Origin of the sequence: Ruegeria sp. HKCCD6604, from assembly GCF_013110635.1 — a bacterium.
In the GTDB taxonomy this organism is placed as follows: domain Bacteria; phylum Pseudomonadota; class Alphaproteobacteria; order Rhodobacterales; family Rhodobacteraceae; genus Ruegeria.
The window spans coordinates 1,198,527-1,210,364 of record NZ_WVQW01000001.1 but is presented as its reverse complement, the minus strand read 5'-3'; the positions used below and the strand labels follow the sequence as shown (position 1 = coordinate 1,210,364).

14 protein-coding genes are annotated in these 11,838 nt (G+C 59.9%); 2 read left to right on the top strand and 12 right to left on the bottom strand.

Translation table 11 applies throughout. From position 1 onward, the window contains the following. Positions 1-135: 135 nt before the first annotated feature. The 10 genes from GS614_RS06040 to GS614_RS05995 all read right to left on the bottom strand — a co-directional run bounded on the left by GS614_RS06040 (position 136) and on the right by GS614_RS05995 (position 9,198). Positions 136-1,239 carry a glycerate kinase gene (locus GS614_RS06040; RefSeq protein WP_171725726.1) on the bottom strand — a complete coding sequence of 368 codons (1,104 nt, stop codon included), beginning with the start codon at positions 1,237-1,239 and terminating at the stop codon, positions 136-138. Continuing rightward, positions 1,239-1,676, bottom strand: coding sequence for a D-aminoacyl-tRNA deacylase (gene dtd / locus GS614_RS06035; protein ID WP_171639040.1), 438 nt, complete (start codon positions 1,674-1,676; stop codon positions 1,239-1,241). Before dtd ends, GS614_RS06040 begins: the two co-directional genes overlap by 1 nt. A gap of 43 nt (positions 1,677-1,719) precedes the next feature. Next, entirely contained in the window at positions 1,720-2,388 is a 669-nt protein-coding gene (locus tag GS614_RS06030) for a nitroreductase (protein ID WP_171114727.1), read from the bottom strand. A gap of 99 nt (positions 2,389-2,487) precedes the next feature. After that, positions 2,488-3,603: a TFIIB-type zinc finger domain-containing protein gene (locus GS614_RS06025; RefSeq protein WP_171725725.1), complete on the bottom strand. Its 1,116-nt coding sequence runs from the start codon at positions 3,601-3,603 to the stop codon at positions 2,488-2,490. Between the two features lie 7 nt (positions 3,604-3,610). Then, positions 3,611-3,928 (bottom strand): CPCC family cysteine-rich protein, encoded by a 318-nt coding sequence (locus tag GS614_RS06020; protein WP_171114730.1) that lies wholly within the window; start codon positions 3,926-3,928, stop codon positions 3,611-3,613. Positions 3,929-3,937: 9 nt separating this feature from the next. After that, positions 3,938-5,080: an SPFH domain-containing protein gene (locus GS614_RS06015; RefSeq protein ID WP_171725724.1), complete on the bottom strand. Its 1,143-nt coding sequence runs from the start codon at positions 5,078-5,080 to the stop codon at positions 3,938-3,940. A gap of 22 nt (positions 5,081-5,102) precedes the next feature. Then, the gene (locus GS614_RS06010) at positions 5,103-6,023 is read right to left on the bottom strand and encodes a DUF2927 domain-containing protein (protein WP_171167076.1); all 921 of its coding nucleotides are present in this window, start codon (positions 6,021-6,023) and stop codon (positions 5,103-5,105) included. 49 nt (positions 6,024-6,072) lie between these two features. Then, positions 6,073-7,263 (bottom strand): toxic anion resistance protein, encoded by a 1,191-nt coding sequence (locus tag GS614_RS06005; protein ID WP_171725723.1) that lies wholly within the window; start codon positions 7,261-7,263, stop codon positions 6,073-6,075. A 29-nt stretch (positions 7,264-7,292) separates the two neighbouring features. Next, positions 7,293-8,207 (bottom strand): 5-bromo-4-chloroindolyl phosphate hydrolysis family protein, encoded by a 915-nt coding sequence (locus GS614_RS06000; protein ID WP_171362443.1) that lies wholly within the window; start codon positions 8,205-8,207, stop codon positions 7,293-7,295. 175 nt (positions 8,208-8,382) lie between these two features. Then, positions 8,383-9,198, bottom strand: coding sequence for a pseudouridine synthase (locus GS614_RS05995; RefSeq protein WP_171362444.1), 816 nt, complete (start codon positions 9,196-9,198; stop codon positions 8,383-8,385). Positions 9,199-9,260: 62 nt separating this feature from the next. On the opposite strand from GS614_RS05995, the gene GS614_RS05990 reads away from it, so the two are divergent. Next, a complete protein-coding gene (locus tag GS614_RS05990; RefSeq protein WP_171725722.1) occupies positions 9,261-9,725 on the top strand; it encodes a nucleoside deaminase in 465 nt (154 codons plus the stop codon). Between the two features lie 15 nt (positions 9,726-9,740). Here the strand turns inward: GS614_RS05990 and GS614_RS05985 are convergent, their stop codons facing one another. Continuing rightward, complete coding sequence (locus GS614_RS05985; RefSeq protein ID WP_171725721.1) at positions 9,741-10,433, bottom strand: metal-dependent hydrolase; 693 nt, start codon at positions 10,431-10,433, stop codon at positions 9,741-9,743. A gap of 60 nt (positions 10,434-10,493) precedes the next feature. Here GS614_RS05985 and GS614_RS05980 point away from each other — a divergent pair, with 60 nt between their 5' ends. Then, positions 10,494-11,165, top strand: coding sequence for a ceramidase domain-containing protein (locus GS614_RS05980; protein WP_171725720.1), 672 nt, complete (start codon positions 10,494-10,496; stop codon positions 11,163-11,165). A gap of 71 nt (positions 11,166-11,236) precedes the next feature. On the opposite strand, the gene GS614_RS05975 is transcribed toward GS614_RS05980, so the two are convergent. After that, entirely contained in the window at positions 11,237-11,800 is a 564-nt protein-coding gene (locus GS614_RS05975; protein WP_171725719.1) for a DUF4202 domain-containing protein, read from the bottom strand. Between the last annotated feature and the right edge of the window lie 38 nt (positions 11,801-11,838).

Below are 11,838 nucleotides of genomic sequence, written 5' to 3'. Positions count from 1 at the left end.
CCTAAATGCCGAAGGCCGAAGCCCTCGCTTTGTTGTCCGGTGTGCGGCAATCGCTGAATGGGTGTTCAGATACATTCTGCATTTTCGGGTAGTTTCTGGTCGATTGCGGGCCAAAGCGGCATGATAAGCGTCAATTCATCCACGTATCGCGACAACCAGATCCATGACATTGGTGCCGGTTGGCCCGGTTGTCAGCAGGCCTTGGACTTTTTCCAGGAAAGACCCGCTATCGGCGTTTTGAAGGGCGCGTTCGGCGCCCTCACCCCAGGTTGCTCCGGTTATGATTCCACCCGCCGCATTTGTCGGGCCATCCGTGCCGTCGGTGCCGCCCACGATCACCGCAAGATCCGTCTGCCCCGCGATCTCTTTTGCCAATGCAAGCGCAAGGGCCTGATTTCTGCCGCCACGTCCCGGGTGATCAGGCAAGACCACGGTCGGTTCTCCGCCAAAGATCATCACGCCTTTTTCCATTCCACGCAGCATGGGCCCAAGACGAGCCGCGACCTGCAAATAGTCGTCGTGCAGGGCCTCATCATTGGTCAAAACCCTCAGCCCCATTGTTTCCGCTGCTTTGGCAGCGGCATTGCGGGCATGCGCGTTTGAAGCGACGATCCGGGTGCTGGCAGCAAAGGAATGCTTGTCGGGCAATGCTCCGATCCCGGAACCGATGACGTTCAGATCGTCTCCGGGCACATCCGAAATCGCCAGAACAGTGGCGCGGTCTCCGGCGAAATGGGACAGCAGACCGCCGCCCTTGATGCGCGACAGCTTGCGCCGCTCGGCATTCATTGCGCGGATATCCAGCCCTTTGGACAACAGTTCGCGGTTCAACGCCTCGAGATCCGCCAGCGATGTTCCGGGAAGCAGGTCCTCGGCCAGGGATGACGCGCCGCCCGAGACCAGCAGCAGAACATGTGATCCGGGCCCCATCTGTTCCATGGCCAGGCGCAGTGCCCGTCCGCCCGCCAGGCTGCGGTCGTCCGGAACGGGGTGTGACGCTTCGATCACCTCGACCCCGGCCGGCAGGTCGTGGCCATGCCCGTCTTTGGTGACCACAAGCGTGGGGATGGCGCCGAAATGCTCCAGCGCAGCCCGCGCCATGGCTGCGGCGGGTTTGCCCACGGCCAGAATACGGTCTGGTTTCGGGACATCAGGCAAGGCGGCCAGGGTGGCCTCATACCCGCCGACGGCATCAACACCGGCCTGCCACAACCTGACAGCTTGCTTTTCAATATCCATCAATTCTCCACCCAGATCGTGACTGGCCCGTCATTTACAAGCTCAACCGCCATGTCCGCGCCGAACTGGCCGGTTTCCACCGCGACGCCCTGCGCGGCAAGGTGCTCTGCGAAGACCTTGTACAATTGCTCTCCCAACTCGGGCGGGGCTGCGTTTGAAAATCCGGGGCGATTGCCGCTGGAGGTGTCCGCCGCCAGTGTGAACTGGCTGACCACCAAAGCAGAGCCTTCAACATCCAGAAGCGAGCGGTTCATCTTGCCGGCGTCATCCTTGAAAATCCGCAGTTTCGCGGTTTTTTCGGCCAGTTTTTCTGCCTGTGCCTTGCTGTCGCCCTGCATGGCGCAGACAAGAATCATGAGCCCGGGACCAGTTTTGCCGATGACGGTGCCTTCGACCGACACTTTGGCCTGTGTCACCCTTTGCAGCAATGCGCGCACTTGGTTCCTCCCCCCGAAACGTTGACCCTGCCTGAGCGACGGTTTAGCCGCGCCAGTCCACAAAGTCACCCAATGCCGCGCGTTCCGTACGGAAGCTGTTTGCAGGATGATCCATATCCGAATAGCCAAAGGAAATTGCGCACAGGATCAACCGGTCATCGGGGATCTGAAAATACTGATGCAAAAAAGGGCTGTACGCCGCCAATGCCGCTTGCGGGATGGTTGCCACGCCCAATGCCTGAGCGGCGAGCGCAAAAGCCGTGACAAAGCCGCCGCAATCCATTGCACCATAAGGTCCCAGCTCTGCCGGGCTTGAGATGATGGCACAATGTGGTGCGCCAAAAAGGGCGAAGTTCTGCATCATTTGCTGCGCCGATCCTTTACGGTCCCCCCGTTCTACGCCAACCGCGTTGTAGAGCGCCCAGCCGCACGTCCGGCGGCGGTGTTGATACACGCCGGAGTAGGAAACGGGAAAAGGAAGATCGGGGGCCGGCGTGCCGTTCCTGGCTTCGTTTGACATCGCGTCGCGGAACCTGTCGGTTTCGTCTTTGCTGGTAATGACCAATTGCCAAGGTTGCGCATTGCACCAGCTTGGCACCCGCGACGCGCTGGCCACGATCTGTTCGATGTCACCACGTGGCACCGGGTCGGGCCGAAAGGCGCGGCAGGAATGGCGCGCGGTCAGAAGCGTGTTCAGGTCGGCCAGGGTCACGTCGTCTTCTCCTCCGGGGCAGCCGGCGGCAGGATGGGTGAGAAGCCGGGGATGTTCAAGGGGTTCCGCCGCAGAGTTTTCGGCTAGAGCCCCTGAAGGTCATTGCTGTCCGGTCGCCATCAGGTATCCGATGCCTGCGGCAACCAGCAGGCCAAGCACAACGGCGATCGTGATCTTGATTGCCGACCAGGGGCGTTCTCCCTGAACCCGGCCGGTCCGGCCGTTCACCACGAAACGATACGTCTGACCGCGATACTTGTACGCCGCCAACCAGATCGGCAGCAGGATATGTTTGAACGTGACATCGCGCACATCGGTGTCCACTGCATGGATGCGTTGCCTGTCGCCCCCAATATCAAAACGCACGTCCCGCTCGATCACGCGGGCCATATATGCGCGTGCTTCGGCATATCCATCTTTCAGCTCGACCGTATAGGCCTCGGCCCGAAAACCGGCGAGGTACTCTGGCTGGTAAGGTTCCAGAGCCGGGAGATCCCAAGGCTCCAGAGCATCCGTGTAAGCCTTGGGCAGGGACTTTGAGGCCAACACCAACACGTCGTCAAAAAACCGCGCCACCCGGCCGGACTTGGGCGTCCAGCGGACCTTGGGCACCTGTTGTTGTACCCGTTTGCCATCCCGCATGACGGTGCGGGTTTCATAGTAGACTATGCCGCGCTCTCCGCGATAGGCCGACTTCGTATCGGCGTCGAAGGTCCAGTAGGGCACATAGATGCCCTGCATCCTGCGACCCTTGCGGGCATAATCCTTCAACCCGTTCGGCGCGAACCACAGCCGCCCCAGCCAGTCGCTCATGGCTTTGTGGGCGGCGCGCTCGTCCAGCGCAAAGGGCAGAACGCCCTTCGGTTTGATATGCCGGTTTATCCCGGTGTCCGTCACGACCGGGGTGGCGCAGAACGGGCATTCCGCTGCGTGGGTATTGGGATCGAATTCAACCTGCGCTGCACAGTTTGGGCAGGACAGAACCCGCGTCTCTTCGATTTCGCTGTCGGGCAGGCGGTCGGCGATGGCAGCGTCGAAATCCAGCTCGCGCAGGCTGGCGCTGCCCCAGGGGCCTGCACCGATCGGTTCGGAATGGCCGCAATGGTCACAGGTCAGGGTGCCGGATTGCGGGTCGAATCGATAATCCGCGCCGCACTGGTCACACGGGAAACGATGTTCCGCGAAATCAGGCAATGGGGCAGGGGTATCCGTCATGATACGCTCAGTCTTTGAGAGGGAAGTAGAGATAGTCCGCGCGGTCTTCCTCGGGCAGGACATGCGGCAGCATCGCGGCCTCGCAGGCCCCGATCGTCTTGAAGTTTTTACGCCCCTCAGCCAATGTCAGGCCGTGATTGGCCGCCGAAGGCTCGCGCAGGTTCGTGTCATATCGGATGTTCTCATCCTCCCAGAAACATATCGGGCAGATCAGGTACTTTCCACGTTCCGAAAGGGTGACATAGTCGCAGCAGGGGCAGACGAAATGCGGTTCGGGCCGCGTTCTGCGCCTGCCCTTTTTCGAACGCTTTCCAAGGCCGGCCATGCGGTGCCCTCATGCGCCGGGCGGGGGCGGCGGCAGGATCGTGAACAGCTGCGCCAGTTCCTGCACCTCACCCGCCTTCTTCCAGCCGTCCTGACCGGGCGTCCACACGTAGGTGTCGCGCGTGATCTCGCCCTCACTGGCCATGCGACCCATCTTGGCCTTCGAGAACGGGCCGCTGGTCTGTCCGTCCACCGCGATATGCCACACATGCTCCACCGGCGGCGGAGGCGGCGGGGCCACATGCGTGGATGGTTGCGGGGCAGCGGGCGCGCCCCACGGGCCTGACGACTGACCCGCTGCCATGTTCGACATCTGGTTCGCCATCGCCATGCCCATTCCCATGCCAAGGCCAGCGCCCATGCCGCCGCCACCGCTTGGGTTGCTGGCTGCCGCCGTCATCGCCTCGGCCGCGGAATACTGGGTGAACTTGCCCAAATCCCCCGCCAGCCCCATCGAGGTGCGCTTGTCCAGCGCCGCCTCGACCGCCGGCGGCAGTGAGATGTTTTCGATGTAGAATTCCGGCATTTCCAGCCCATAACCGTCGAGCACGGGCGAGACCTCGGCCGCGATCAGCTTGCCCAGATCGGCGGTGTTTGCAGCCATGTCCAGAACCGGGATGCCCGAGCCCGCGATCACCCGGCTGAATTCCTGCACGATGATGTTGCGGATTTGAAAGCTGATCTCGTCCATCGTGAATTCACCGTCGGTGCCCACGATCTCGACCAGAAATTTGGCCGGGTCCTTCACCCGGATCGTGTAGGTGCCATAGGCGCGGATCCGGGTGGGGCCGAATTCGGGATCGCGCAGCATGATCGGGTTCTTGGTGCCCCATTTCAGATCGTTGAACCGGGTCGTGTTGACGAAATAGATCTCGGACTTGAACGGCGACTGGAACCCGTGATCCCAATGTTGCAGCGTCGTCATGATCGGCATGTTGTTGGTTTCAAGCATATAGAGGCCCGGCGTGAAAACGTCGGCCAGCTGGCCTTCGTGCACGAATACGGCCGCCTGGCCCTCGCGCACGGTCAGCTTGGCGCCATACTTGATCTCGTGGCCTTCACGCTCGAACCGCCAGACCATCGTGTCACGGGTGTCGTCCACCCAATGAATGACATCAATGAATTCTCCGGTCAGAAAATCGAATATTCCCATTTGGGTTCTCCTGTCCTTGGGGTCAGAGCGACTGCCCCATCAATTCATGTGCGATAATTCGTACAATGGGTCGCGCTTCATCAACGCCTACGCCGGGCTGCAAGCGTGGGTCGTACAACATCGTCAGCAGTTTTTCGTCGTGACTGGTCAGTAAGGCAAATTCGTCATCATCGTTGAAAATCGAAGGTCGCGCTGCCGGGCTGTCATTGGACAAACCAAGACCCTGAGCAATTTCTTCGTGAATGCAGCTTTGGCGACCCAAATCCGTCAATTCCGCCCGAATGAGGGAAACGGCACGTACGTATCTGTGCGGTGATGAGGTCGTTGCCGATGCAAACACCAGACAGTCGAAATTTGCACGTGGATTGGCCACCAGATTCAGCGAGTCCTGACTGATATTCGGGATCAGCTGTTTGAGGCGGGATACGACATAGGCGCTGTCATCCTTGCCTGCAAAAAAGACATGGAAATTGGCGTTGCGGGAGACAACGGAAACCGGATGATCGGTCAATCTGGCCAGTCGGGTTGCAAAGGACCGCACCTGATCTGCATCTTTCTGCCGTGCAGAGGGAAGCACGGAGGGCCCGAACTCGGTCTGTATCCGGACAGAGCCGGACCATCGGCTGAGTTGCCCGTCCGTCTGACGCGAGCCAACCGAGACGCTCTGCGTCGGATACTCGCTGTAGAACGCAATCGCTTCGAAATTTCGCGCCAGATCGTCGGCATCATAGGGGGTGTCCGGGCCACCCCCATCGGTGCGCAAAAGCCCCCGCACCAGCAAGTCCCGTTCAACCCGCTGATAAAAACGCGCCAGATCCTGACTTGCGGCCGACGGTGGCACATAGGCATTGGCTGCCACGGGTGCGGGTGTCGGGCGAGGTTGCGGAACAACAGATGACGTCAGCGTCTCGTCGCAATTGGCCAGAGCCAAAAGCGATACCACCCCTAAGGTCCCTTTCAAGTAACCGAAGGCCCGCACGCCGATCCCGCCCTTAGCCGGGAACCGCCGTACCGGCAGTGTCGCCGGTTCCGTCGCGGCGCGCCTTGGCGGCCGCCAAAGTGTCGCGCAGTTCCTTTTCCATCTTCTGCAACTCAGCTTCGGCTGCGGCGCGTTTGGCCTTGCCTTCGTCCGCAATGGCAAGGCTTTCGTTGATGGTGCCAATCAGGTCGGCATTGGCCTGCTTGACCGCTTCGATGTCGAACACGCCGCGCTCCATCTCTTGGCGGATCATCTTGTTCGATTCGCGTAGGTTGGCCGCATTCGAAGTCAAAAGCTCGTTCGTCAGGTCGTTGGCATCCCGCACTGCGGCGGCGGCTTCGGCGCTGCGTTGTATCGTAACGGCCTGGGCCAGCTGCGTTTCCCACAGCGGTACCGTGTTCACCAGCGTCGAGTTGATCTTGGTGACCAGCGATTTGTCGTTTTCTTGAACCAAACGGATCGACGGCAGCGACTGCATCGTGACCTGTCGTGTCAGTTTCAGGTCATGAACCCGGCGTTCTAGGTCGTCACGCGCCGCGCGCATGTCACGCAGTTCCTGTGCCTTCATCACTTGCTGGTCTTCCGGAGCGGTCTGAACTTCGGCTTCCTTTTCAGGGATGTCGTGGCTGTCCAGCTCAGTCAGCTTCTCTTCGCCCGCAGCGATGTACAGCGCCAGTTCGTCATAAAAGCTCAAGGTCTTCTCATAAAGCAGATCCAGAGATTTGATATCCTTGAGCAGCGTATGCTCATGCCCCAGAAGATCGTCGGTAATGCGATCGATCTGGCCCTGAACCTCTTCGTATTGCGCTGTGAATTTTGCAAACGGTGCAGCCCTGCCCAACAGTTTCTCCCACCAGCTGCGCTCGCGCCGCACGTCAAGTTCACTGACCGAGAAACCGCGGATTGTGGTCACGATATTGCGCAGGCTGTCTCCGGCCGGGCCGACATCCTTGTTGCGCACATCCGCAAGCATGGCCTGGCTGATTTCCTGCAGCTCGGCCTGAGCGGACGAGCCAAACGCGACAATCGAATTGGTGTTGTCCATGTCGATTTCATTCATCCGCTTGCGAATTTCGGCGCTGACGGGTTCGTCGGCTTCCTCCAACGACACGACTTCGGCTTGCGGTTCGGGTAGGGCAACTGCGGTGACTTCCTGTACCAGAGTCTCGGCCTGAACTGCCTTGTTCTTGATCTCATCGGACATGGGTATGTTCCTCGCTCAAATATGGCCGGTCAGTCCAGCCGGACGCCTTCACGCTGCAATCTTTCACGCAACACGTCGATTTCGACCGTCAGATCACTGCGGTCATCCAATAGCATTTTCCGCGTACGCGCGGCAAAATTCTGTTCCAGATCGTCCAGAAGGGCGGAATAGTCGGCCAGTGCCTGCGCGTCGCGGGTGCGCGCATAGACATCAGCAAATTTGACAGTCGCATCACGCGCGCCCTGTAGATACACAGTCAGATATTTTCTGGCACCGGCCAGATCGCGGGGGTCTTCCTCGACCGTGCGGAACAGGTCACGTGCGGTGTCCTGAAATCGCTCGACTCGGGCTTCGACACGTCGATCGCCCGCGCGTTTTATGGCATCCGTCATTTCCGACAAGTGTTTCTCGGCATCATCGACCACGCGCGCCACTCGGTCTTGCTGAAAGGTGTCGACCCCCTCCATGCCCTTGTTCTTCATCGGATCAAGCCCGAATGAGACAGAATGCAGAGCGGTCGCTGCGACACCAAACAGCACGGGGGCTAACAGGCTGACCTGCGCTGCCGCTTCAGCGTCCAGAAACTCGGACCTGTAAGACGCAAGGCCAGCACCAAGACCGGTGAGAACACTGGCAAATATCTTCCGCGGAAAAGCAGGGCGTCGGGCGGTTTTGCGGGCATTGTACGCGGCCTCAGCTCTCAGACCTTCTCGCAGCAAGAATGCGGCCGCCGTCAGAAAACCAGCGGCGACCAGCCCCAGCGTCATACCAATCGCGCCGTCGTTCAAGGACAGAAACACCAAAGGAATGGCGGGTAGAAACAGAATATTCGCACGTGCGCCAGCGGGCTCGACCCGTGCGCCGTCAAACTGACCCTTGGGCAGTGGGGTGTTTTCCGATTCATCTCCCTGTGGGCTGTATTTGCCGCCAAACCGCTTTGCCATGGCTTACAGACCTCCGAGCAAACCAGTGCAGACGCCAAACAACAGCACCAACAGCACAGCGTAGGCCAGTTTTTGCACTCCGCTTCCGGACATCACGCCCCCCAAATAGCAGCTTTCACTGAAAATTTAGGGTATGCGCGGGCTTAGCGCTAGGGGGAAGGTTGCCGAACCCACATCACTTACGGGGATTCTTGCCGACCAGAGGCCGTTTTCTTTTGGGCCGTGACGGGCGTTTGGGCGGGTTGCCGGGCTTGTCTTCGGCGTCCAGACCCAGCTGGTCCCGCATCACCCTGCGACGGACTTCTTCGACCTCGCCCTGTTTCAACGTCCCAAGCTGGAAGGGGCCGTAGGACACCCGCAACAGACGATTCACGGTAAAACCGATATCTTCCATCGCGCGGCGGATTTCGCGGTTCTTGCCTTCGCGCAAACCGATCGTCAGCCAGGCATTTGCGCCCTGCTGGCGATCCAATGAGACGGTCATTGGCTGGAACCGTTCTCCCTCGATCACCAGCCCCTTGCGCAGCGGTTCGAAATCTTCGTCCTTCGGGCGACCGTTCACCCGCACGCGGTACTTCCGCAACCAGCCGGTCGAGGGCAGTTCCAGCTTGCGCTTGATGCCGCCATCGTTGGTCAACAGCAGCAATCCTTCGGAATTCAGATCCAACCGACCGACGCTCATTACCCGTGGCATGTCGTCGGGCAGCTTGTCGAATATTGTCTCTCGTCCTTTTTCGTCGCGGGTCGTCGTCACCAACCCGGCGGGTTTGTGATACAGCCACAGACGCGACGGTTCCGGTTCCGAGACCGGCCTGCCGTCGACTGCGATCTTGTCTTTCGCGGTCACGTTCAGGGCGGGGCTGTCGATGGTCTTGCCATTCACTGCCACTCGGCCCGCTTCTATCATGCGTTCAGCCTCGCGCCGGGACGCTACGCCAGCGCGGGCCAGGACTTTGGCGATCCGATCGCCGGGGGGTGGGGTCTTGTTCATGTCAGGGCCATACCGCATCCCGGGCGCTTGCGAAAGGCGGGTTTCTGCGGCAGTCAGGGGGCATGGTATTCAAATCGCATATGCAACAGGCCCTGTCCGAGGCGCGAGCAGCAGCCGACAGGGGGGAGGTGCCCGTGGGGGCTGTTGTCGTTGGTCCGGACGGAACGGTCGTGGCCGCGGCCGGAAACCGGACGCGCGAGTTGAATGACCCCACGGCCCATGCGGAAATCATGGCCTTGCGTGCAGCCTGTGCGCAGGCGGGCTCTGAACGGCTGCCGGATCATGATCTCTACGTCACGTTGGAGCCTTGCGCGATGTGCGCCGCGGCCTTGGCGGCCGCGCGCATCCGGCGGATCTATTACGGTGCGGCAGACTCCAAATCCGGGGGCGTGGCGCATGGCGCGCGCGTGTTTTCGCATGCACAAGCGCATCACGTGCCCGAAGTCTATGACGGGATTGCAGGCGAAGAGGCTGCCGCGCTTTTGAAGGCCTTCTTCGAAGCGCGCCGCCAGGACAAGCCGTGCTGACGCGCTGCTCTGTCGTCAGACGGTGATGGCTTTCATAACCTCAGGTTCGATCACGTCGACCCCGGGCAACCCGTCGATCAATGCCTGTGCGGATTGTTCCAGAATGGGGAACGTCTTGTAGTGACATGGGATGACCGTCTTGAAGTCGAAGTACCGTTTCGCGGCATAGGCGGCGGCTTTCATATCCATGGTGAAATGCCCGCCGGCCGAAAGGATGCCGATATCGGGCTTGTAGTAATCCCCCATCCATTCCATGTCGGCCATGATGTCGGTATCGCCCGAGACGTAGAGCATACGCCCCTCGGCCGCGATCATGAATCCGACTTCACTGCCGCCGGTGCGCAGACCGTCCGGTGTTGAAAAAGTCGAGCTGTGAGAGGCCGGTACCATCGTCACCATGACGCCGTTCAGATCGACGGTGCCGCCTTTGTTGAAACCGATGGTCTCAATGCCTTCCGCTTCGCTCCAGTATCCCATCAGGTCATATTGTCCGACAACGGGGATTTTCAGGTGCTTTGCCAGGGGAAGTACATCGACCACGTGGTCAAAATGCGTGTGGGTCAAAAGAATGTGGGTCGCCCCTTCCAGCACGGCATCATGCCGATCTTCGGGCAAGACCGGGTTGCCGGTCAGCCACGGGTCGATCAACAGAACCTGCCCCTGAATTTCAATGCGAAAACTGCCATGGCCCAGCCAGATAATGTTCATTCCGGAATTCCTCTCAAGTCTTGTCTTGGCTCCAGCCTAGCATCGGCTATGTAAATTTCCATGGACTGGATTCGAGAAATCGATGGCTATTGTGAACGCGTGTCGCCGGATTATTGGGCCGAGCCGATCAACGCGATCACGAACGCTGCTTTTCTGATTGCCGCATGGATCATGTGGCGGCGCGTGCGCGATCAGGACATGCCGCTGGCCAAGGGTCTGGTCGTGATTTTGGCCATGATCGGGGTCGGAAGCTATCTGTTTCACACCCATGCCCGGGTTTGGGCTGCTTTGGCGGATGTGGCGCCGATCCTGCTGTTCATATTGGTCTATATATTTGCGGTGAACCGCGACATCTGTCGCATGTCGTCCGGAATGGCGATCTGCGGTACGATTCTGTTTCTTCCCTATGCGGCGCTCGTTGCGCCCCTGTTCCAGCTTGTGCCGGGGCTTGGCGGGTCGGCGGTTTACGCGCCGGTCCCTTTGTTGATCCTGATCTATGCGTTCCTGCTGCGGGGCCAAGACATGATCCTGGCCAAAGGGATGACAATCGGGGCCCTGATCCTGATTCTGTCGATCACGTTCCGGGCGCTGGATTTGCCTATTTGCGGGCAATGGCCAATGGGGACGCATTTCATGTGGCATATCCTGAATGCCATAATGCTGGGATGGATGATCGAGGTGTATCGCGCAGCTCTTGTCAGGGGCCGTTTCGGTAAAGGCCCGGCGCCTTGACGCGCGGGAGGATCGCTTGTGTCCTCCGAGCCTCGTGACGAGTAGGTCAACGAAACCGCCCTGGTCCGCTCCTAGTTCTGAAAGGCTGCGGCCAGATGGTCGGGCAGATCAAATTCGTTCAACACCCGAGCGCGGCCTTCGGGCGACATCTTGCGGGCTGTTTTTTCAACGATGCTCTGGATTTTCTCGGCCGAGTGTTTTGCGGCAAAGGGCTGGAAATACCATTTCAGAAACACAAAGCAGATCACGTCTTCCAACGCCTGCACTTCCGCGTCCCGCTTGATGCCCTGTTTGCGCAACATGCGCCCTGCGGCCTCGACCTGTTGTGAATCGTAACCTTCGCGGGTCATCAACCCCATGACCACGTCGGCATGGTGTTCGCCCTGCGCCTTGCGCCATGACAGGTATCCAACCCGGCCTTCGGGATATTCACTGCGGGCAAGTTTCCAACGTTCCACATGCTGCCCGCGCGCGGCGATTTGAAGGGCGTCGGAAGCGTCCGGAAACAGGCGGCCCAGCTCGGCACTCATGCGTTCGCCATACAACAGCGCCGCGGGGCGGCCCTCATCTTGGTTGGGGTCATTTGCATTGGCTGCGTCGATTGCGTCCAGAACCGCTTGTTTTTGCGCGCCCATCATCTGCTCCACTGGCTTGCCTGAACTACGAAACCTCG